Source organism: Arthrobacter sp. ZGTC212 (assembly GCF_002929255.1).
Taxonomy (GTDB): domain Bacteria; phylum Actinomycetota; class Actinomycetes; order Actinomycetales; family Micrococcaceae; genus Arthrobacter_B; species Arthrobacter_B sunyaminii.
In genome coordinates this window covers 178268-200492 of sequence record NZ_PJIJ01000001.1, presented here as the reverse complement: position 1 = coordinate 200492, position 22225 = coordinate 178268, and the positions used below count along the sequence as shown (strand labels likewise).

Annotated in this window: 19 protein-coding genes and 2 tRNA genes; 14 read left to right on the top strand and 7 right to left on the bottom strand. The window is 63.6% G+C overall.

Annotated elements, in window-relative coordinates; all coding sequences use genetic code 11:
• Positions 1-42: 42 nt before the first annotated feature.
• From recF to CXQ89_RS01000, 9 genes are all read left to right on the top strand, one after another.
• A complete protein-coding gene (gene recF / locus CXQ89_RS01035; protein ID WP_104053479.1) occupies positions 43-1227 on the top strand; it encodes a DNA replication/repair protein RecF in 1185 nt (394 codons plus the stop codon).
• Positions 1211-1759, top strand: coding sequence for a DUF721 domain-containing protein (locus CXQ89_RS01030; RefSeq protein WP_258059767.1), 549 nt, complete (start codon positions 1211-1213; stop codon positions 1757-1759). The genes recF and CXQ89_RS01030 overlap by 17 nt, the downstream gene beginning before the upstream one ends.
• A 262-nt stretch (positions 1760-2021) precedes the next feature.
• Positions 2022-4070: a DNA topoisomerase (ATP-hydrolyzing) subunit B gene (gene gyrB / locus CXQ89_RS01025; RefSeq protein WP_104053480.1), complete on the top strand. Its 2049-nt coding sequence runs from the start codon at positions 2022-2024 to the stop codon at positions 4068-4070.
• Between the two features lie 57 nt (positions 4071-4127).
• On the top strand, positions 4128-6752 hold the full coding sequence (gyrA, locus tag CXQ89_RS01020; RefSeq protein ID WP_104160004.1) for a DNA gyrase subunit A: 2625 nt from the start codon (positions 4128-4130) through the stop codon (positions 6750-6752).
• Positions 6749-7258: a DUF3566 domain-containing protein gene (locus tag CXQ89_RS01015; protein WP_104053482.1), complete on the top strand. Its 510-nt coding sequence runs from the start codon at positions 6749-6751 to the stop codon at positions 7256-7258. Before gyrA ends, CXQ89_RS01015 begins: the two co-directional genes overlap by 4 nt.
• Before the next feature lie 131 nt (positions 7259-7389).
• A tRNA-Ile gene (locus CXQ89_RS01010) sits at positions 7390-7463 on the top strand.
• Positions 7464-7508: 45 nt separating this feature from the next.
• Positions 7509-7628, top strand: a complete 120-nt coding sequence (locus CXQ89_RS18545) for a DLW-39 family protein (RefSeq protein ID WP_216202331.1) — start codon at positions 7509-7511, stop codon at positions 7626-7628.
• Positions 7629-7697: 69 nt separating this feature from the next.
• Positions 7698-7770: transfer RNA gene (locus CXQ89_RS01005), tRNA-Ala, on the top strand.
• Between the two features lie 91 nt (positions 7771-7861).
• The gene (locus tag CXQ89_RS01000) at positions 7862-8776 is read left to right on the top strand and encodes a DMT family transporter (RefSeq protein WP_104160003.1); all 915 of its coding nucleotides are present in this window, start codon (positions 7862-7864) and stop codon (positions 8774-8776) included.
• A 98-nt stretch (positions 8777-8874) separates the two neighbouring features.
• Here CXQ89_RS01000 and CXQ89_RS00995 read toward each other — a convergent pair whose 3' ends face one another.
• Positions 8875-9855, bottom strand: a complete 981-nt coding sequence (locus CXQ89_RS00995; RefSeq protein WP_104160002.1) for a hypothetical protein — start codon at positions 9853-9855, stop codon at positions 8875-8877.
• 154 nt (positions 9856-10009) lie between these two features.
• Between CXQ89_RS00995 and CXQ89_RS00990 the strand changes: the two genes are divergently transcribed.
• Both CXQ89_RS00990 and CXQ89_RS00985 read left to right on the top strand, forming a co-directional pair.
• Positions 10010-10552 carry a peptidylprolyl isomerase gene (locus tag CXQ89_RS00990; protein WP_104053485.1) on the top strand — a complete coding sequence of 181 codons (543 nt, stop codon included), beginning with the start codon at positions 10010-10012 and terminating at the stop codon, positions 10550-10552.
• Positions 10553-10770: 218 nt separating this feature from the next.
• Positions 10771-11487, top strand: coding sequence for a rhomboid family intramembrane serine protease (locus tag CXQ89_RS00985; RefSeq protein ID WP_308471667.1), 717 nt, complete (start codon positions 10771-10773; stop codon positions 11485-11487).
• A 488-nt stretch (positions 11488-11975) separates the two neighbouring features.
• On the opposite strand, the gene CXQ89_RS00980 is transcribed toward CXQ89_RS00985, so the two are convergent.
• On the bottom strand, positions 11976-12227 hold the full coding sequence (locus CXQ89_RS00980; protein ID WP_104053487.1) for a cell division protein CrgA: 252 nt from the start codon (positions 12225-12227) through the stop codon (positions 11976-11978).
• A 219-nt stretch (positions 12228-12446) separates the two neighbouring features.
• Here CXQ89_RS00980 and CXQ89_RS00975 point away from each other — a divergent pair, with 219 nt between their 5' ends.
• The 3 genes from CXQ89_RS00975 to CXQ89_RS00970 are packed head-to-tail and all read left to right on the top strand — an operon-like array spanning position 12447 to position 14085.
• Positions 12447-13247, top strand: coding sequence for a class E sortase (locus CXQ89_RS00975; protein WP_104160642.1), 801 nt, complete (start codon positions 12447-12449; stop codon positions 13245-13247).
• A complete protein-coding gene (locus CXQ89_RS18270; RefSeq protein ID WP_181032189.1) occupies positions 13248-13418 on the top strand; it encodes a hypothetical protein in 171 nt (56 codons plus the stop codon).
• A 4-nt stretch (positions 13419-13422) separates the two neighbouring features.
• Positions 13423-14085 (top strand): aminodeoxychorismate/anthranilate synthase component II, encoded by a 663-nt coding sequence (locus tag CXQ89_RS00970; protein WP_104160000.1) that lies wholly within the window; start codon positions 13423-13425, stop codon positions 14083-14085.
• An 8-nt stretch (positions 14086-14093) separates the two neighbouring features.
• On the opposite strand, the gene pknB is transcribed toward CXQ89_RS00970, so the two are convergent.
• From pknB to CXQ89_RS00945, 5 genes are read right to left on the bottom strand one after another with little or no spacing between them, the layout of a single operon-like run.
• A complete protein-coding gene (gene pknB, locus CXQ89_RS00965) occupies positions 14094-16025 on the bottom strand; it encodes a Stk1 family PASTA domain-containing Ser/Thr kinase (RefSeq protein ID WP_181032188.1) in 1932 nt (643 codons plus the stop codon).
• Positions 16026-16031: 6 nt separating this feature from the next.
• Positions 16032-17864: a protein kinase gene (locus CXQ89_RS00960; protein ID WP_104159999.1), complete on the bottom strand. Its 1833-nt coding sequence runs from the start codon at positions 17862-17864 to the stop codon at positions 16032-16034.
• Positions 17861-19315 (bottom strand): penicillin-binding protein 2, encoded by a 1455-nt coding sequence (locus CXQ89_RS00955; RefSeq protein WP_104053491.1) that lies wholly within the window; start codon positions 19313-19315, stop codon positions 17861-17863. Before CXQ89_RS00955 ends, CXQ89_RS00960 begins: the two co-directional genes overlap by 4 nt.
• A complete protein-coding gene (locus CXQ89_RS00950) occupies positions 19312-20730 on the bottom strand; it encodes an FtsW/RodA/SpoVE family cell cycle protein (protein WP_104159998.1) in 1419 nt (472 codons plus the stop codon). Before CXQ89_RS00950 ends, CXQ89_RS00955 begins: the two co-directional genes overlap by 4 nt.
• Complete coding sequence (locus tag CXQ89_RS00945; RefSeq protein ID WP_374952964.1) at positions 20730-22223, bottom strand: protein phosphatase 2C domain-containing protein; 1494 nt, start codon at positions 22221-22223, stop codon at positions 20730-20732. Before CXQ89_RS00945 ends, CXQ89_RS00950 begins: the two co-directional genes overlap by 1 nt.
• Positions 22224-22225 lie beyond the last annotated feature (2 nt).

The following is a 22225-nucleotide window of genomic DNA, read 5'->3' as shown; positions in this document are numbered from 1 at the left end:
CAGGACTAGTTGCAGGTGGAAGGCAGGAAAAGGTGGACGGGTTTGTACATTGATTACCTCTCCCTGACTGGTTTTCGCAGTTATGCGCAGCTTGATCTGGAACTTAAACCCGGAGTCACAGTTTTTGTCGGACCCAACGGCACCGGGAAAACAAACATCGTCGAAGCGATCGGTTATCTGGCGTCGCTCTCCTCCCACCGGGTGAGCAGTGATGCCCCGCTGGTGTCTTTTGACGCCGGCCAGGCCCTCGTCCGCGCCCGGCTCGTGCGGGGCAGCCAGCGCACCAGCGTTGAACTGGAACTCAATCCGGGACGGTCCAACCGGGCCCGGATCAACCGCGCCAACCCCGTGCGTGCCCGCGACATCCTGGGCATGTGCCGCACGGTACTGTTCGCCCCTGAGGATCTGGCACTGGTCAAGGGAGATCCGTCCAGCCGGCGCCGGTTCATCGATGAGTTGATCGTGTCCCTGGTCCCCCGCCATGCAGCCACCCGAAGCGACTATGAGCGCGTTTTGAAACAGCGCAACGCACTGCTGAAATCCGCCCGCGCCGCCGGACGGTTCACCTCGTCCCACGAGGCAACCCTGGAGGTATGGGACCAGCACATGGCGGTGGCCGGTGCCAGCCTGCTGGCGGCCCGGCTCTCCGCTCTGCAGCGCCTGCAGCCTCACCTGCAGAGCGCCTACCGTGATCTGACCGACGGCAGCAAGGCGGCTCGGGCCGTGTACCGCTCCACGCTGCAGGGAGCAGTGAACGACGACGGCGCCGTCGTCGGTGATTCAGACCCGGAGGAACTCTACGGGCTCAGTGAACAGGAGCTGGCCGAGCGGTTCCTGGCGGCGTTTGCCGCCAACCGGCGCCGGGAACTGGAACGCGGCATCTCCCTGGTGGGACCCCACCGCGACGATTTGGAGCTGATCCTCGGGCAGGCACCGGCCAAGGGCTATGCCTCCCACGGCGAGACCTGGTCGTTTGCCCTGGCCCTGCGCCTGGGAACTTACTATTTGCTCCTCAGCGATGATGAGACTCCGGGAGCAGGCCCCATCCTGATCCTCGACGATGTGTTTGCGGAACTGGATGTCCAGCGCCGCGGCCGCCTGGCCGGGATCGTCGCCGGCGCGGAACAGGTGCTTGTTACCGCTGCGGTGGCCGGAGACATTCCCGAAGCTCTTGCCGGGGAACAGATCACCGTAGTTCCCGGAGGCATTAGTGTTCCCGCCCTCTGATGCCGATGAAAACCGGGAAACCGGGGAGCCGGAGGTCCGCCAGGATGCTGCGCAGGCCCAACTGAACCGGATGCGCCAGGCCGCCCAGTCCCGCGGCAACCAGCGAATTTCTCCGAGCCGGCGCAAGGCCGGGCAGAAGCGGTTCGCCCTGCCGTTTGTGCCCGGCGAATACACCGGCAGGGACCCCCAGGGGGTGGGCAAGGTCTTCAACCGCTTTGTCAGCGAACGCGGCTGGAATTCGCCCGTAGCGGTGGGATCGGTGATTTCCCGCTGGGAGGAACTCGTGGGCCCCGAGGTCAGTGCGCACTGCACACCCGAGTCCTTTTCGGACACAACAGTGCAGGTCCGCTGTGATTCCACCGCCTGGGCCACCCAGCTGCGGCTGCTGCGCAGCTCGCTGATCAGCCGGTTCGACGCCGAGCTGGGTCCCGGCGTAGTGACCAAAATTGAAGTCATCGGCCCGGCCGCGCCGAACTGGCGCAAGGGCCTGCGCAGCGTCAAGGGCCGCGGCCCGCGCGACACTTACGGGTAACCGGCGCGTCTCTCAACCGGATCCCCGGGAGTTGCCTGACGCCGTTCAGCGGCTCGGGAACCCCTGCAGTCATATCCGGACTTGGAGAAGGGGCTGGAATCGTCTCAAAACATGCTTTGGTGGCCGCTTAGGGGGTGTTTTGGCCGGTATTGACCCCCGCGACACGGTAGAATTGGTAGTTGAGACGCCTGCCCTGGGGGAGGCGTTCTAATTTGACCAACACACTGAGGAGTCGACAGCACCTGTGGCTAACGACAATGAGATGGACAACGCTGACGTAACGCCAGAGCACCACAGCGAGGCTGACGCACCTGCTCCGCACGAGTATGGCGCCAACGAAATCACCGTGCTGGAAGGGCTGGAAGCCGTCCGGAAACGTCCGGGCATGTATATCGGTTCCACCGGGCCCCGCGGGCTGCACCACCTGGTGTACGAAGTGGTGGACAACTCCGTTGACGAAGCCCTGGCCGGGTACTGCGACCGCATTGACGTGACGCTCCAGGCCGACGGCGGTGTACGGGTCAGCGACAACGGCCGCGGTATCCCCGTGGACATGCACCCCACCGAAAACATGCCCACCGTCCAGGTGGTCATGACCATCCTGCACGCCGGCGGAAAGTTTGGCGGCGGCGGGTACGCGGTCTCCGGCGGTCTGCACGGTGTGGGCATTTCCGTGGTCAACGCCCTCTCGGCCCGAGTGGAAACCGAGATTCGGCGCCAGGGATTTGTCTGGCACCAGAGCTTCGCCGACGGCGGTCATCCGGTGGGAGGCCTTCGCAAGGGCGAGGCCACCGACGAGACCGGCACCATCCAGACGTTCTATCCCGACCCCTCCATCTTTGAAACCACGGAGTTCGACTTCGAGACCCTGCGGGCGCGGTTCCAGCAGATGGCGTTCCTGAACAAGGGACTGCGGATTGTCCTCACCGATGAGCGGACCGTCGAAGAAGACGCCGAGGAAATCGCCGAAGCACCGTCTGAGGACGGAACCGAGACCGGTCCCAAGCACCGCGTGGTCGATTACATGTACAAGGACGGGCTCCTTGATTACGTCAAGTACCTGAACACGTCCAAGAAGTACGAAGCCGTCCACGACGACGTCATTGCCTTTGAAACCGAAGACAGTGACAAGAAAATGGCCGTGGAAATGGCCCTGCAGTGGACCACCGCCTACTCGGAGAGCGTCCATACCTACGCCAACACGATCAACACGCATGAAGGCGGCACCCACGAAGAGGGTTTCCGTGCCGCCATGACGTCCCTGATCAACCGGTATGCCCGTGAGAAGAACATCATCAAGGAAAAGGATGACAACCTCACCGGTGATGACATCCGCGAAGGCCTGACCGCGGTCATTTCCGTGAAGCTGGCCGAGCCGCAGTTCGAAGGCCAGACCAAGACGAAGCTGGGAAACTCCGAGGTCAAGGGTTTCGTGCAGCGCGTGGTCACCGACCAGCTCGGGGACTGGCTGGAGCGCAACCCCGGCCCCGCCCGTGACGTGATCCGCAAGTCCATCCAGGCCTCCCAGGCGCGCCTGGCAGCCCGCAAGGCCCGCGAGTCCACCCGCCGCAAGGGCCTGCTGGAATCGGGCGGAATGCCCGGCAAACTCAAGGACTGCTCCTCCAAGGACCCGTCCAAGTCGGAAATCTACATTGTGGAGGGTGACTCCGCAGGCGGTTCCGCCGTCCGCGGCCGCAACCCCGAAACCCAGGCCATCCTCCCGCTGCGCGGCAAGATCCTCAACGTGGAACGCGCCCGTCTGGACCGCGCGCTGGGAAACGCCGAAGTCCAGTCCATGATTACCGCCTTCGGCGCGGGCATCGGCGAGGATTTCGACGTCGAGAAGGCCCGCTACCACAAGATCGTGCTGATGGCCGATGCCGACGTTGACGGCCAGCACATCACCACGCTGCTGCTGACGCTGCTCTTCCGCTACATGCGCCCGCTCATCGAGAGCGGTTTCGTGTACCTGGCGCAGCCGCCGCTGTACCGCATCAAGTGGTCCAACCATGCCCACGACTACGTTTACAGCGACCGTGAACGCGACGAAGTGGTGGCCCGCGGCCTGGCCAACAACCAGCGCCTGCCCAAGGACAACGGTATCCAGCGCTACAAGGGCCTGGGTGAGATGGACTACACCGAGCTCTGGGACACCACCATGGATCCCGACCACCGCACGCTGCTGCAGGTCACCATGGATGATGCCGCTGCCGTGGACCAGATCTTCTCCGTCCTGATGGGCGAGGACGTTGAATCCCGCCGCAACTTCATCCAGCAGAACGCCAAGGATGTGCGCTTCCTGGACATCTAGGAACGAGATTCCCCTGCGCCCGCGGATTTACAGAGTTTTTGAAGAACGGAACAACCAATGAGTGAAGAGACCCTCTCAGACCGGGTTGAACAGATCGATCTGCAGACTGAAATGCAGCGGTCCTACCTGGACTACGCCATGGCGGTCATCGTCGGGCGTGCCCTGCCGGATGTGCGCGACGGCCTGAAGCCCGTGCACCGCCGAGTGCTGTACGCGATGTTCGACGGCGGCTACCGCCCCGAGCGCTCGTTCAACAAGTGCGCCCGCGTGGTGGGTGAAGTCATGGGCCAGTACCACCCGCATGGCGACTCGGCCATCTACGATGCCCTGGTCCGCCTGATCCAGGACTGGACCATGCGCTACCCGCTGGCTCTGGGACAGGGCAACTTCGGCTCCCCCGGCAACGACGGCGCAGCCGCCCCGCGGTACACCGAAACCAAGATGGCACCCCTCGCCATGGAAATGGTCCGTGACATCGACGAGGAAACCGTCGATTTCATGGACAACTACGATGGCCGCAACCAGGAACCCACCATCCTGCCGGCACGGTTCCCGAACCTTCTGGTCAACGGTTCCTCCGGCATCGCGGTGGGTATGGCCACCAACATTCCCCCGCACAACCTGCGCGAAGTAGCCGACGGCGTCCAGTGGTACCTGGAAAACCCGGACGCCCCCAATGACGTCCTGCTCGAGGAACTGATCCGGCGGATCAAGGGCCCGGACTTCCCCACCGGCGCTCAGATCCTGGGCCACAAGGGAATCGAAGACGCCTACCGGACCGGCCGCGGCTCCATCACCATGCGCGCCGTCGTCAACGTCGAGGAACTCCAGGGCCGCACCTGCCTGGTGGTGACCGAACTCCCCTACCAGGCCAACCCGGACAACCTCGCCATCAAGATCGCCGAACTGGTCAAGGACGGTAAGGTCTCCGGCATCGCCGACATGCGCGATGAAACCTCCGGCCGCACCGGCCAGCGCCTGGTGATCGTGCTCAAGCGCGACGCCGTGGCCAAGGTGGTCCTGAACAACCTGTACAAGCACACACAGCTGCAGGAAAACTTCGGCGCGAACATGCTGGCGATCGTGGACGGAGTGCCCCGCACCCTGAGCCTTGACGCGTTCATCCGCCATTGGGTTACCCACCAGTTGGAAGTTATTGTCCGCCGCACCCGCTACCGGCTGCGCAAGGCCGAAGAAGTGGCACACATCCTCATCGGCCTGCTCAAGGCCCTGGATGCCCTGGACGATGTCATTGCCCTGATCCGCCGCTCCACCACGGTCGAAGAGGCCCGCAACGGCCTCATGGGCCTGCTGGACATCGACGAACTGCAGGCCCAGGCCATCCTGGACATGCAGCTGCGCCGCCTGGCCGCCCTGGAACGCCAGAAGATCCAGGACCAGCACGCCAAGCTGCAGACCGAAATCGCCGAGTACAACGCCATCCTGGCATCGGACGCGCGCCAGCGGCAGATCGTCAGCGAAGAACTGCACGAAATCGCGGAGAAGTACGGCGATGACCGCCGCACCCACATCGTGATGGGCTATGACGGCGACATGAGCATGGAAGACCTCATTCCCGAAGAGGAAATGGTGGTCACCATCACCCGCGGCGGATACGTCAAGCGGACCCGCAGCGACAACTACCGCCAGCAGGCCCGCGGCGGCAAGGGCATCAAGGGCGCACAGCTGCGCGGCGACGACGTCGTCGAGCACTTCTTCGTCACCACCACGCACCACTGGCTGCTGTTCTTCACCAACCTGGGCCGCGTGTACCGGGCCAAGGCCTACGAACTGGCGGAAGCCGGCCGTGACGCCAAGGGCCAGCACGTGGCCAACCTGCTGGCCTTCCAGCCGGATGAGCACATTGCCCAGGTCCTTGACCTGCCCGGCTACGACGCCGCCCCATACCTGGTCCTCGCGACCAAGCGCGGACTGGTGAAGAAAACCCGGCTGGAGGACTACGACACCAACCGTTCCGCCGGCGTCATTGCCATCAACCTGCGCGACGGCGACGAACTCGTTTCCGCCCAGCTGGTCTCCGAAACCGATGACCTGATGCTGGTGTCCCGCAAGGGCCAGTCACTGCGCTTCACCGCCACTGACGATGCCCTTCGCCCCATGGGCCGGGCCACCTCGGGCGTCACCGGCATGAAGTTCCGCGAGGATGACGAACTGCTGGCAGCTGACGTTGTCACCGAGGACTCTTATGTGTTCATTGTGACCGAAGGCGGATACGCCAAGCGGACCGCTGTGGATGAATACCGGGTTCAGGGCCGCGGCGGTCTGGGCATCAAGGTTGCCAAGTACGCCGAGGACCGCGGGCATCTGGTGGGCGCCATGATCGTGCAGGAAGAAGATGAAGTCCTGGTGGTCATGCAGGGTGGCAAGGTTGTCCGCTCCTCCGTTGCCGGGGTTCCGGCGAAGGGCCGCGACACCATGGGCGTCATTTTCGCCAAGCCGGACAAGAATGACCGCATCATCGCGGTGGCCCGGAACTCCGAGCGTGATCTGGGAATTGAAGAGACGGACGACGACGCCGGTGAGGGCGCTCCCGATGCCGCTGACGGAGCCACGGGGACGGTTGCAGAGTCTGTAGGCACCGGTGTGGATGAAGTACCGTTGGCTACAGACAAAACGGCTGAGCAGGATGCACAGTCAGCAGAAGATGGAGGTAACGAGTGAGCTCGACCAACTCAAATCCCAGGTCGGCTTCGGGCACAGGACCCCGGGTAAAGACACCCGCGCGCCCCGCCCAGCGTCCCGGAGGTGGTCAGAGCGCTCCGGCGAACCGGCAGCCGCTGGTAAAGCCGGCCCCCAAGGCCAAGGCCCGCAAAGCCCGTCTGCTCGTGAGCAAGATCGACCCGTGGTCGGTCCTGAAGATGGCTTTCCTGCTGTCGGTGGCCCTCGGCGTCGTAACCGTGGTGGCCGCGATTGTGATCTGGACCGTGCTGGACCTGACCGGCATCTTTGACCGGGTCAACTCGCTGCTCGGCGAGATCGCCGGGAGCGAATCCGGCGGATTCGACCTGCGGGAGTTTGCCTCGCTGGGACAGGTGGTCTCCTTCGCCACCATCATCGCCGTCGTCAACGTCCTGCTGCTGACCGCGCTGTCCATGCTTGCTTCAGTGCTGTACAACATTGCCTCCACCCTTGTGGGCGGCATCGGCGTCACCCTGACAGACGACTAAAAAGCCCGTTGTATTTTCTGTTTTCCTGCGGTGCCGGAGAGAAAAAACTCCGGGACCGCAGGAAAACCGAACCGGATTTGGGTTCCGGGCAGAGGTGGGGTAAAGTTTTATCTCGGCCCGAGAAGGTATCGGGGCGCATAGCTCAGGCGGTTAGAGCGCTTCGCTGATAACGAAGAGGTCCCAGGTTCAAGTCCTGGTGCGCCCACGGAACATCACCTCTTGGTGGTGAACCACAAGGCAAGGAGGCACTGTGAAGAAGTTGCTGGCACTAGCTGCAGCGGCGGTCGCAGGAATCTTTGCCGCAAAAAAATGGCAGGAATCTGCTGCGGAGAAATCCGTATGGAAGGCATCAACCGACAAGGTTGACTAAATTTCCACAAAAGAATGATTTCGGTTCCACCGCACGTCAGGGTGGGATACACTGGATGAGTTCACATTCGGGGGCATGGCGCAATTGGTAGCGCACCTGCTTTGCAAGCAGGGGGTTCGGGGTTCGAGTCCCCGTGCCTCCACCGAAAGAAAGTCCCGGCCGGCTGGCCGGGACTTTCTGCTTTAACACCCGGCTTCATCACGCAGTGCCTGCGGTCATCTATTGTTGCTCTGGTGATCGTTTTACTCGCCGTGATCGGCGTCCTGGGTGTATCAGCCTCCGGCCCCATCATGGCGGCAACGGCTGCGCCGGCTCTGGCCATTGCCTTCTGGCGCAACGCCCTGGGCGCGGTGATCATGGGAGTTCCCACGGCACTGCGCAATCCCGGCGGATTTACCCGGCTCTCCCGGACCGAGGCCAAGTGGACCTTCATCGCCTCGCTCGCACTCGCTCTGCACTTCGCCTGCTTCATCACCTCCCTCAAACTGACCTCCGTTGCAGCAGCAACAGCGCTGGTCTGCCTTCAAGCGGGCTGGATAGCCCTCTTCAACCTGTGCCGGGGCATCCACGTTGCACCACGCGTGCTCGCCGGGCTGGGAGCGGCGCTGGCCGGCGTCGTTGTCATTACCGGCTTTGACCTCACGCTTTCCCGTGAAGCAGCCCTAGGGGATCTGCTGGCCGTCGCCGGCGGAGCCCTGGCAGGCCTGTACACCATCGCCGGAGGCAAAGCCCGGGCCACCATGAGCACCGGAACCTACACCTCCCTCTGCTACGGCCTGTGCTCGCTGATCCTGCTCCTCCTGTGCGCCGTCTTCGGGCAGCCCGTGGTGACTTTCACGCCCGAGGCCTGGCTCGGGATCCTGGCCGTGACCCTGGTGGCCCAGATCCTGGGGCACAGCGTCTTCAACCATCTGCTGGCCGTCATCTCGCCGCTGGTCGTTTCCATGATCATTCTGCTGGAAATCCCCGGAGCAGCCATTCTTGCCGCTGTGTTCCTGGGAGAACAACTGCCGGCCGGGACCTACGGGGGCCTGGCGCTCATCCTCGCGGGCCTCGCCGTGGTGGTCACGGGCCAGGGGCGCAAAGCTGCCCGCACGGGCGCTCTGCCGCCGGCACCCCCCGCACTGGGCGGAGATGTCGAGAACTAGCAGGGAGGATCTCCCGCTAATGGGGCTGCACGCAAAAGAGGGCCCCCGCTGAGCGGGAGCCCTCTTGAAGGTTAAGCGTACTGCGGTGCCAGGCCTGCTTACTCGGCAGTCTTTTCGGCCGGCTTGTCAGCGTGTGCGCCGGAGGTCTTCACAGCGTCGGATGCCTTGGCTGCTGCTTCCTTGCTGTGCTTGCCTGCTTCGGCGGCCTTCTCGCCGCTGCGGGCAGCTGCGCGTTCGGCTGCTTCCTTGATGCTGGCCACGGTTTCCTTGGTTTCCTGCACGGATTCCTTGCCGTTGGCAGCAGCCTTGGACGCGGAGTCCTCGGGCTTGGCAGCAACCGGAGCAGGCGCGGTGGCAGCTGCGGCGGCCTTGGGGGCTGCGGGTTCGGTGGAAGCAGGCTTGGGCTCGGGAACCTTAATGGTCTCCGGCTTGGCGGGGGCCGGGGTCTTCCAGGGGTCCTCCACCGGACGCGACGCACGCCATGCTGCAACTCCGGCTGCAACTGCCGCTGCAATGATGCCGAAGATCAGCCAGCCCTTGCCGCCGCCCTTCTGGTTCTTGCGGGCTTCCTTCGCAGCGCGGGCGGCAGCCTTCTGGGCCTTCTTCAAGGCCTTCTTGTTGCCGGTAACCTTCGCCACGGCTGTCTGCACGGGCACGGACGCGGTACCGAGGGAACGCGTGACCGTTGCCGATGCATCGCCGATGCGGTTGGACAGGGTGGGGATGTAATCATCCACAACCTTGTCACGGGCTCCGGTGATGACCGGAGTTGCACGGTCGAGGGTGTGCTGGATACGGGGGGTTGCCTCGTCCACTGCGTGGCTGATCTTCGGACCCACCTTCTGCAGACCATCCTGGATGCGCGGCGTGACCGTTGCTACCCCGGCAGCAACGCCGTCGCCGGCGCGCTTGATGCCTTCCTGGATTTTGGGCGAAGCGGTCTCGATACCCTTTTCGATGCGGGGCATTGCCCAGTCACGAGCGGCCTCAACCTTGGGCGTTGCCCAGTCACGTGCTGTTTCTACGCCTGCAGTGACATTGGATTCAAAGTCACGGGCCATGCGGTCCTTCTTCTTCAAAACTACCTCCCGGGATAGTGTCGGTTCATTCCTTACCCTACGTTGACTTGGCAACTGTGTGCTATTGACGGGCTGGGCGGGGCGGACTTTTCACTGTGCGCTGAACCGGCGAAATTCTGCCCGTCTGCTGCCCTGCCGTGGAAGAATGTTGCATATGACTGCTATTCCTACCGCAATTGCGACCATCCACACGTCCATGGGCGACATCAAGGTGAACCTCTTCGGCAACCATGCGCCCAAGACCGTCAAAAACTTTGTTGGCCTGGCCACCGGTGAAATCGAGTGGACCGACCCGGCGACGGGTGAGAAGACCAGCCGCCCGCTGTATGACGGCACCATCTTCCACCGCATCATCAAGGACTTCATGATCCAGGGCGGCGATCCTCTGGGCCGCGGCACCGGCGGACCGGGCTACCAGTTCGATGACGAGATCAACCCGGATCTGGACTTCTCCACCCCGTACAAGCTGGCCATGGCAAACGCCGGAATCCAGATGGGCCGCGGAACCAACGGTTCACAGTTCTTCATCACTTCGGTCCCGACCACCTGGCTCCAGGGCAAGCACACCATCTTCGGCGAGGTAGCCGACGACGAATCACGCGCCCTGGTCGACCAGCTCAACGCCGTCGCCACCGATATGCGCGACAAGCCGGCCGAAGACGTTGTCATCAACAGCATCACCGTCGAACAGCTCTAACCAGTTCACGGATGCCCCGGTCGGAAATTTCGGCCGGGGCCTTTCGTTCATCTGGCCTCATTTCTCTCTGGGAGTAAACGCAAATGTCGTATGGAGTGCCTGCTGAAACACCTGCCTCACAGGTGCCGGTCTGTCCGCGTCATCCGGATCGGATCAGCTACATCCGCTGCCAGCGCTGCGGCCGTCCGGCCTGTCCTGAGTGCCAGCACACGGCGCCGGTGGGCATCCAGTGTGCGGACTGCTTTTCGGAAAGCCGGCGCCAGTCACCTGCCTACCGCACCCCCTACGGCGGAAAGGTCTCCACTGGAAAGCCGGTGGTCACCATCACCCTGATGGTCATCTGCGGCATCTTCTTCGCCATCCAGTTCTTCTACCCGCCGTTCACCTACGAGCTCTGGTACGCACCGCTGTACACCGGAATCGAGCCCTGGCGGATGCTATCCTCAGCGTTCCTGCACTCCCCTTCCGGAATACTGCACATAGCCTTCAATCTCTACGCCCTCTGGTTCCTGGGCCAGGGACTGGAGCCGGCGCTGGGCAGGTTGCGTTTCGCTCTGCTGTATCTGGTGTCCGCACTGGGCGGATCGGTGGGCGTGCTGCTGCTCAGCCCCATCAACCAGCCGGTTGTTGGTGCATCGGGGGCCATCTTTGGCCTCTTTGGCGCCCTGCTGGTGGTGCTGCTGCAGCGCCGGGCCAGCGTGCGAAGCGTGCTGATTCTGCTGGCGGTCAACTTTGCGCTGGGATTCTTTGTGCCCAATATTGCGTGGCAGGCGCACCTGGGCGGATTGCTGACAGGTATCGCCTGCGCGGCGTTCCTGGTCTACGCGCCCAAGGGGAAGAACCGGAACCTCGTGCAGTTTGGCGGCCTGGCCTCTATCGTGGTGTTCCTATGTATTATTTCCGCGGTGCTGGCGGCAGCCAAGGGTCTTATCTGACGCTTCCAGCGGCGGTTCGGTGATCCACAGCCGGCCTGGTGTTATCCACAGGGATACCCACAGTGTTAATAACTCGGCGGAGTCCATCGGCTGCGGCCGCTCATTCCCGGGGCTGCGGTACGGCAAACCTGCGGCGATTAAGCCCCCGCGGCATTGATTTCAGGTGAGCTGCGGCGCCTCCGCACCGGATCAGGCGGGCCGGGTCCGTGGTGATCTCCACGGATGACCCAGAGTTATCCACAGGGTCGATGGATGGCTATGAACAGGTTATCCAGAGGCAAAAAGAAGTTACACACATGTAATTCCACAGTTGTGGATAACTCTCAGCCCCGAGACTGCGCGGATTTCCCCACTTGTACGGGAAAAGTTACACACACCTGTGGATAACTCTGTGCACAGAGTGTGTACAAGGTTTCTGCACAGGCAGAGAAAGAAAACGCCTCCGCTGCGGAAGGCAGCGGAGGCGGACAGGGTACTGGTGCAGCCGGTCAGCGCCAGCGCGTGGTCATCAGGAAGCCAACAATGGCAATGCCGAATCCCACCAGGATATTGCCGCCGCCGAGCGCCGGAACCGGATAGGCACCCTGGGAAATGTAGAAGACGATAATCCACAGCAGGCCAATAATCATCAGGCCAAACATGACGGGCTTGTACCAGACCGGATTCGGCTTCGGAGCTGACGAGGCCTTGGCGGCGGGCGGTGCAGCTGCGGGTTTCTTGCGGGACTTGGACTCGGGCACGGATCCTCCTAGCGGAACCGGCTCTTGGACGCCGGTCGGTACGGTCATGGCGGGGCCGTGGGTGCAGTGCTGCCGCACCGGGCTGCTGCCCGGCTGTATCCTGACTGGGGGCGCCACCGCACCTGGCTGTTTCCCTTGTAATCATCGTAGCGAATGGCGCGGCGTGTGCGCGCCGTCTGCGCCGGCCCGCATCTACTTCTGGAAAGGGGAACCGTGGCCATGTCTCGCAGGGAAGCTCACGCTCCCGTGGGGTCGCACGGCGCCCGCAACCGCCGGCAGGGGCGCAGCCACGGCCAATGGATTATCCAAATTCTTGGCGAGCTGCTTATTACTCTGGGGCTGCTCCTGGTCCTGTACGTGGTGTGGGAGCTCTGGTGGACCAACATCGACGCCAACCGCAAGCAGGACCAGGCTGTGGGCAACCTGTTCGCGGAGTTCGACGGCCCGGTGGAGCCGGTGCCGGAGCCGGCAGCGGACAATCCTGATTACGGAGACCCTGCAGTCCTTCCTGCCATCGAAGAGGAGGGCCGCACCTTTGCCGTGGTTTACATTCCGCGGTTCGGAGAGACTTACTCACGCCCGGTGACAAGCGGAGTGGGAACCGCGGTGCTGGATTCGCTGGGGCTGGGTCATTACCCCTCAACTGCGATGCCCGGAGAAGTAGGAAACTTTGCAGTGGCAGGACACCGCCAAACCCACGGGCAGGTACTTGACGCCATCCACACCCTGGTCCCGGGCGATAAAATTTATGTTCAGACCAAGGACGGCTATTACAGCTACGTCTACCGCAACAACCAAATTGTCCTGCCGGACCGGGTGGACGTGATCGCGCCGGTGCCGACGCAGCCGGCTGCGGTGCCCACCGAACGGTTCCTCACCATGACCAGCTGCAATCCCCGGTTCGGCGCCGAGGAACGCATCATTGCGTACGCGGTCATGGACTCGTGGCAGCCGCTGTCTGCCGGTCCCCCGGCAGAGATAGCACCCCAGGTTGCCCATAATGCCCAAGGAGCAGGCTAAATGTACGGTTGGATCTTTCGGAGCCTGCCGGGTCCCCTCTGGACCCGTATCCTCATCGCCCTCGTGCTGATCGCCGGTGCGGTGCTCCTGCTGATGACGTGGGTTTTCCCGTGGTTCTCCGAATTCAGCTTCCTCAGTCCCCTCACTGATTCCACGATTGAAGGTTCCTAGCCCCATGAGCACCATCCGCATTCTGGTCGTCGACAACTACGACAGCTTTGTCTACACGCTGGTGGGATATCTGCAGCAGCTTGGAGCCGAAACCACAGTGGTGCGCAACGACGACGTGAGTCTGCCGGAAGCGATCGAACTGGCCTCCGCCCGCGACGGTGTTCTGGTATCACCGGGCCCCGGGGCACCTGCCGAAGCAGGGGTGTGCGTCGATTTGATCCGCTGGTGCGGAGAGAACAGTAAACCCATGCTGGGCATCTGTTTGGGACACCAGGCTCTGGCCGAGGCATACGGGGGCACCGTTACCCATGCCCCGGAACTGATGCACGGCAAGACGTCTTCGGTCCGGCACGAGGGCACAGATGTGTTCCGCGGTTTGCCCAGTCCTGTGACAGCAACGCGCTACCACTCACTGGCCGCTGTCGCCGACACCATTCCCGGGGACCTCGAGGTCACGGCACGGACGGACAGCGGCATTATTATGGGCCTGAAACATAGCTCGGCTCCCCTGTCAGGCGTTCAATTCCACCCCGAATCCGTCCTGACCGAGGGCGGATACCAGATGCTGGGCAACTGGCTGGAAAGCCTGGGTTTGGCCGGAGCTGCAGAGCATGCCGCTACCCTCAGCCCTTTGATGTCCACGACACGGGAAAACTCCCCGCGCTGAGCCTCCGGTTAGTCGTCCTTCTTCTTTTTCGCCGGTTCGGACGGCGAAGGATCCGGGGAAGCGGTGGTGCTCGGCGAAGGCTCCTTGGTGGGTTCCGCGGGCGCCTTTGCCACTGTCAGGGAGATCGTGGCGCCCTGCTCGACGTCCATGCCGGCGGGAATACTCTGCTCCATCACGATGCCCGGCTCCACCAAAGCGCTCTCGACCTCGTTGACGGTGAAGGTCAGCTGCAGGGTCGGATCCGCCAAGATGATCTGCGCGTTCTCCAGCGGGGACCCCACCAGATCCGGGACCGTCACATTACCGGTGGACAGCACGAGATCCACCGTGGTTCCCGGCGGGACGGATGCCCCGGTGGCGGGAGTGGTGGACAGGACCCTGCCGGCGGCCACCGTGGCACTGTTGGCTTCGTTTGTGGTTCCGCCCTGCAGACCAAGGGATCGGAGGGTATCCCGGGCTTCCGGCTCGGTCTTCCCGGCCAGGTCCGGAATCACGACCGTTGACGGCCCCTGCGAGATGAACAGGGTGACCTTGCGGTCCACCGGAACAGCGGTACCGCCCTCGGGCTCGGTTCCGATGGCCAGGCCGGCCTTCACTGTGTCGCTGTACTGCGGCTCGATGGTGGGCGGCCCAAAGCCGGCGTCCATGATGATGTTCAGGGCATCTGTCTGCGTCTTGGACTGAACGTTGGGCATCAGCTTGGTTACCGGTGCGGTTTCCTTGGGATTGAGCATGTTGTAGGCCATCACCGAACCGGCTCCGAGCAGAAGAATCAGAACAATGATCAGCGTGGTGATCCATGCCCGGCGCCGGGCCTTCTGGTCCGGATCCCGGTCTCCGGTGTTGCCGATGGCCAGTGCCGCCGGCACATCGCCGTCGTGGTTGCCTGCCTCGTCCGGAGCAGTGGTGAGCGGTCCGCCGGACTGGACCCGGGCCATGGCCCGGGTCCTGGGTTCGTCCTCAATCGGGCTGACATCCACGGCGCGACGTTTGGCGGGGGACACTGTCAGTGCCTCGGTCGGATGGGTGGCAGGGGACGGATCATCGGCGGCAGGAGCCCCGCTCCGGGCGCGTAGGAGCGCCTCGCGGAACTCGTGGGCGTCCTGGTAACGGTCAGCACGGTCCTTGGCCAGGCCGCGTTTGAGTACGGCATCAAGTGCCGCCGGTATCTCCGGGTTGAAGCTGCTGGCTGCCGGGGGGACCTCCCGGACATGCTGGTACGCCACGGACACCGGACTGTCGCCGATGAAAGGCGGACGTCCCGCGAGCATTTCAAAGAGCAGGCAGGCAGCCGAGTACAGGTCGCTGCGGGCATCCACGGTTTCTCCGCGGGCCTGTTCCGGCGACAGGTACTGCGCGGTGCCGATAACCGCCTGGGTCTGCGTCATGGTGGCAGCGGAGTCAGCCATGGCCCGGGCGATCCCGAAATCCATGACCTTGACGCCGCCGTCGGAGGTCACCATGACGTTGGCGGGTTTGATGTCCCGGTGCACGATTCCTGACCGGTGGCTGTATTCCAGTGCGGAAAGGACTCCGAGGGCGTAATCGACCGCCTTTTCGGTGGTGATTTCGCCGCTCTTGACCAGCTCCCGGAGTGTGCGGCCCGGGACATACTCCATCACGATGAAGGGCAGGCGCACATCCTCGGGAGAGGCTCCGGGGGATTCCTGGTCACCGGTGTCGTAGACGCTGACGACGGCGGGGTGGTTCAGTCCTGCGACGGCCTGGGCCTCACGCCTGAACCTGGACTGGAAAAGCGGATCGCGGGCGAGATCAGGGCGCAGAACCTTAATGGCAACGGAACGGCCCAGCCTGATGTCACGGCCCAGGTACACGTCAGCCATGCCGCCGCGCCCAATGAGCTCGCCGATCTCGTAACGGTCGTTGAGTACCCGTTCTGTGTTCAGTGTGGGGTGTCCTTTAAGGAATTCAGCGCTCATGTCCGCTTACCCGGCCGAAGTTGCTGTGTTGGGCTGCGCCGGGGCAGTGTCTGCGGTGGTGGCCGTGGGCTCAGGCACGCTTGTCGGAGCAGTCGTCTCCGCTGCGGGACCCTCGGAGGTGAAGTAGGTGACCGTGGAACCCTGCGGCAGGGGTGCACCCTCGGACGGGTTTACGGCCAGCACGGTTCCCTGCGGCTGGCTGGACGGCTGGGTGCCGCCGTTGACCGGTACCAGGCCGGCAGCGGTGATCAGCTGTTCGACAGCGTTGGCCGTCTGGCCGGTCAGACCGCCGGGCACGGTTGTCATCGACTGCGTGGGGGTGGACTCCTCCTCTTCCTCCGGTCCGGTTGACACCGTAACCGTTACCAGGGTGCCGGCGGGCAGCGGACCGACGGGATTGACGCCGGTAACAATGCCTTCGGGGTAGTCCGAAGACGGCTCGTCAAGCCGGCTGACGGCCAGTCCCAGGTTGGTCAGTTCTGCCTGGACTTCGTCATAGCTGCGGCCGATGTAGCTGGCTGCGTTCACGGGGATACCCTCGTCGTCCTCCTCCGTGGGGGTGGCCGAAGCGGACCGGGTGGTGGTGCTGGGGCTGGGAGCCGCTGAACTGGTGGCCGGAGCCGGGGCGGGATCGTCATCATTGTTTCCCGTCAGTACAACGGCGGCAACCGCCGCGCCCACCAGCAGCACCAGCAGGGCGATGAGCGGAATGGTCCACGGGCTGCGGCGCTTTGCCGGCGCTTCGTCACCGGTTCCACCGTCATCGCCAGCGTCGTCGACGTCGTCGACTTCTTCATCTGTCCAGTCGCGTGACGCCGCTACTTCGCCGGTGGCGTCGTCTGCCCCCACTGCTGCCCCTGCAACGGTGGGAAGAGCTGACGTGGAAGGCGTGGTGTTCACTACGCGGGTAGCGGAAGTGCCGGCTGTCGGGACCGGGGCGGTGACGGCGTCGTCAACGGCAGTTGCTCCGCCGCCGCCGAAGAGCAGCATGCCGGGCACGGCAGCTTCGGCAGCAGTGATGTCTCCGCGGCGGATGGCGGCGACGGCGCGGGCCAGGGCTTCGGCGTCGGACGGCCGGTCCGCCGGATCCTTGGCCAGCATGGACATGATCAGCGCACGCACCGGAAGCGGAATGCTCTCGGGCAGCGGAGGCGGCGTGTCATTGACCTGGGCCAGGGCAATGGCGATCTGGGATTCGCCGGAGAAGGGGCGGGTTCCGGCCAGCAGCTCGTAGCCGATGACACCAAGCGCGTAGATGTCACTGGAACCGGTGGCCTGCTGCCCGGTGGCCTGTTCGGGTGCCAGGTACTGGGCCGTGCCCATCACCTGGCCGGTAGCGGTCAGCGGCACCTGGTCGGCGAGGCGGGCAATGCCGAAGTCGGTGATCTTGACCCGGCCGTCGGGCAGGATCAGCAGGTTGCCGGGCTTGACGTCGCGGTGGACCAGTCCCTGCTTGTGGGCTGCAGCCAGCGCGGTGGCGGTCTGCCCAATAATGGAGAGGGCGCGGTCCGGCGGGAGGCTCTTGTCGCGTTCGATGATGGAGGAAAGCGGCAGGCCGGGCACCAGCTCCATGACCAGGTACGCCGAACCTTCCTCTTCGCCGTAGTCAAAGACATTGGCGATGCCCTCGTGGTTCAGGAGGGCAGTGTGGCGCGCCTCGGCCCGGAACCGGTTGAGGAACCCGGGGTCGCCGGTGTACTCCTCCTTGAGGATCTTAATGGCAACAATGCGGCCCAGGACCAGGTCCCGTGCCTTCCAGACTTCACCCATACCGCCAATGGCAATACGGTCGGTGAGCTGGAATCTGCCGCCTAAGGTGATTCCCGATGTAGGCCTCACTTATTCAACACCGCCTCTAGGAGTTTCTGCGCGCTTGGAGTGGTCAATTGGGCTCCGGTGGTCAGTTCCACGTCTTCCATGACGACGGAAATGACCACTTCGGGGTTGTCAGCGGGTGCGAAGCCGGTGAACCAGGCATTATCGCCACGGCCCTCCACTTCCGCCGTGCCGGTTTTGCCGGCCACCTTCACGCCGGGAATCTGCGCTGCGGACGCGGTGCCGTTGTCCACGACGCCAACCATCCAATCGGTGAGCTGACGGGCGGTTTCCGGGCTCACTGAAGTGTTCAGGACCTCGGGTTCCGGCTCGTCGATGATGGACAGATCGGCGGCCCGGACGTTGCGGATGAGATTGGGGGTCATCTGCACGCCGTTGTTGGCTATGGCCGCGGACATCATGGCGATTTGAAGCGGCGTGGCCGTGACGCTGTACTGCCCGATCGATGCCTGGGCCAACTGCGCCTGGTCCAGTTCCGTGGGGAAGCCGCTGGCTACCACCCGGTCGATACCGCGCTCGGGGAGGTGCAGGGCGGTGTTCCAGCCGAACTTCTCCGCCTGGGTCACGATCGCCTCTTCACCGAGGTCCCAGGCAATCTGGGCAAAAACGGTGTTGCAGGACTGTTCCAGGGCAAACCCGATGGTGGCCTCGGAGCGGGTGCCGCAGTTTCCGTTCGTATAGTTCGGCAGGGAAATGTTCGTGCCTGGAAGGGGAAGGGCCGAGGGATTGTCGATCTGTGAATCAGCGTTGAAGTCACCCGACTCCAGCGCTGCGGCGGCATCTACGAGCTTGAAAACCGAGCCGGGTGCCAGCAGCGATTCGGTGGCGGCATTGGTGTAGGGGGACAAGCCTTCCACCGTGAGCAGCTCCTGCATGTTCTGCTCCACGACCTTGGTGTCGTGGCCGGCCAGGAGGTTGGTGTCATAGCTGGGCTTGGAAACCATGGCCAGGATATTCCCGGTCTTCGGCTCCATCATGACGATGGAGCCCTTCTGCCCTTCAGGAATGAGGTCATAGGCCAGGCGCTGCAGTTCGGGATCGATTGTCAGCTCAACAGAGGCACCCTGGGGCTGGTTTCCGGAAACGAGCTGCACCAGGCGGTCGTAGAACTGCTGGTCACTGGTTCCGGTCAGTTCCTTGTCCATAACCCGCTCCAGCTGCGTGACGCCGCTGACCAGGGAGAAGTACCCGGTGAGCTGCGAATACAGTTCCGGCTCGTAGTACACGCGCTGGAAGTTGAACTGGTCGCCCGAAGGCACCGATTCCGCGATCGGCGCCCCGTCCACCAGAATTGAGCCGCGGTTCTGGCCGAAGTTCTTATAGATCGTACGGTTGTTGTTCGGGTTCGCGTTGAGCTCTTCGGCTGCAAAGAACTGGACGTAGGTTAGTGAACCGAGAATGAGGACAAACATGGACAGGGCCACGATCCAGCTGTTACGGATGGCTTGATTCATGAGCCGCTTGCCTCCTTTTTCCTCAGTGAGCGTTTGCTCGGGGCCGGCTCTGCACCGGCATCCTGCATGGCTGGAACCATGGGACCGCGCATCGGGCCCATCGCGGCCGGGCGCCGGGCGGCTTCGGAGATCAGCAGCAGCAGGGCAACAATGATCCAGTTGGCCAGCAGCGAGGAGCCGCCGGCGGACATGAACGGCGTGGTCAGCCCGGTCAGCGGGATCAGGCGGGTCACGCCGCCGATCACCACGAAGCACTGCAGCGCGATGGTGAAGGACAATCCGCAGGCCAGCAGTTTGCCGAACCCGTCACGGGTGCCCAGGGCTGCACGGAATCCGCGGGAGACCAGGAGCACGTACAGCAGCACGATGGCGAAGATGCCGATGAGGCCGAGTTCTTCGCCCAGGGCGGCGATGATCATGTCTGAATTGGCGTAGATGACCAGATCCGGCCGGCCCTGTCCCAGTCCGGTTCCGGCGAGTCCGCCGCTGGCCAGTCCAAACAGGCCCTGGACCACCTGCCAGCTGCCGCCCGGACGGTCGATAACCTCCGGGTCGAAGGCGTTGATCCAGCCGTCGATCCGCAGTGCGACGTGGCTGAAGAGCTGCATGGCAACAAGGCCGCCGGCGGTGAGCAGGGCAACACCGATGAGGACCCAGCTGACGCGGCTCGTGGCCACGTAGATCATGGCCATGAAAAGGCCGAAGAACAGGATGGAGGACCCCAGATCGCGCTGCAGGACCAGCACTCCGATGCTGACGAGCCAGGCCGCGATCATGGGGCCAAGGTCCTTGAACCGGGGCAGCTGCAGCGGGCCTACCTTTCGGCCGGCCAGCAGGATGAGGTCGCGGTTGGTGGATAGATACCCGGCAAAGAATATAGCGAGGGTGATTTTGGCGATTTCTCCGGGCTGGAATGTTCCGGAGCCAACCTGGATCCAAATGCGGGCGCCGTTGAGTTCCAGTCCGATGGGTGTCAGAGGCAGGAGCAGGAGGATGGCGCTGACGATCAGGGAAATATAGGTGTACCGGCGAAGGATCCGGTGGTCCTTGATCACAAAGAACACGGCGATTGCCGCGGCTACGGCGACGGCGCTCCAGAGCAGCTGCCGGTCAGCGGCGGTCTCGTTGTTCGCGATGTCCAGGCGGTGGATCATGGCGAGGCCGATTCCGTTGAGCGCCGTGACGATCGGAAGTATTACCGGGTCGGCATATTTAGCACGGATCCGCAGGACTATGTGGAAGGCAAGAACCAGTCCCACGAGGGTGGCTCCCTGGGTCCAGAAATCCGAGTCGAAGGCACGGTCCTGGTCCAGGCCAACCACCATGTTGGCGCCAACGCCCACAAGGAGGGCAAGGAGCAGCAGTAGGGCCTCGATGTTGCGCCGGGGTTTGGGCACTGTCAGTACATCAGACATTACTTCCGCCCTCCGCAGTTGTCGGGATCGGCAGCGGACTGGGCGGCCGCGGTGGATCCGGCGGACGCCGTGGGGCTGGGAACGGGACTGGCGGTGGCCTTCACCGGTGTAGCCGGAGCGGAGGGGCCGCAGCTGTTGATGCGCGCGGTGCCCCGGAGGTCTTCAACAATTTGCTCGGCATGCAGCAGGTCCTTGGCGGGAATGGTGCCCTCAACCCGGTTGCGCTGGTATTCCGGCAGGCTGTCCAGGGGGATATCGGTCTGCTCTGTGACGGAGGAAAGCTTGATGGGGCCAAGGGACTGGGAGACGCCGTTGTAAATAGCGACGTTACTGTCACTGGAACCCACGTAGTAGCGGGTTTGGGTCCAGGTGTAGCCAACCCAGAGAACGGCCGCGAGCAGAACCGCCAGCAGGGCAAGGAACGCCGGGACAATCCAGCGGCGCTTCGGCGCCGCTTCGGGTTGCTCAGGGGCGGCCGGCTCTGACCCGGGGGGCGCCTTGTGGGTCAGCAGACGGGCTGCACGGCGCTCGGCAGAGCGCTTGGTGACAATCGGGATCTGGCCGGTCTCGGTGGCAAGGGATGCCGCACCCACCAGAATGTGGGGACGTGAGGAAAGGTCCTGGCGGATCAGCTCCGCCCGGGCGGGTTCGTCGTCGTCTGCCTCCGAGTCTCCCGGATCCCGTTCCGTCAAGGGAACAGCGGGCGATTCAGTGCCTGCGGCGCCTGGTGCGGAGACGGGCACATCCGCCGCCGCCGGGGAATCATCCGGAACTTCTTCGATTTCCAGGACGGCAACCGTCACGTTGTCAGGTGAGCCTCCGGAGAGGGTGAGCTCAACCAGGGTGTCGACGCAGCGCTGGAGGTCGCTGGTGCCCCGCAGGACGTTCTCTATGTCGGAGTCCCTCAGGACTGCGGTCAGCCCGTCGGAGCACAGGAGCCATTTTTCGCCCGGCTCCACTTCAAAGGTGGCCAGATCAAGTTCGGGACTGGCATCCACGTCGCCCAGAACGCGCATCAGGACATTCTTGTGGGGGTGGACTTCGGCTTCTTCGGGTCGGAGCCGGCCCTCGTCGATCAGCCGCTGGACAAAAGTATGGTCAATGCTGATCTGCTCAAAAACACCGTCTTTGAGGCGGTAGGCGCGTGAATCGCCGATGTGGGCGAAGGCAAACCTGTTCCCGTTGAGCAGGAGTGCGGTCACCGTTGTTCCCATGCCGGACAGCTGCGGGCTGGTGGTCACCAGTTCCGAGAGCAGCGAATTCGCCGCCTGAATCTCGTCTGCGAGCACGGTGAGGGGTTCGTCGTCGTGCGCTCCGCGGTCCAGGTGCACCAGATCCAGGACGGTGGAAGCGGAAGCGACGTTGCCGCCGGCATGGCCGCCCATGCCGTCGGCAACAACGGCAAGATAGCGGCCGACATAGGCGGAATCGTCATTCTTCAGGCGAACCATGCCCACATCGGACCGTGCTGCGTATTTGAGGACCAGAGCCACGG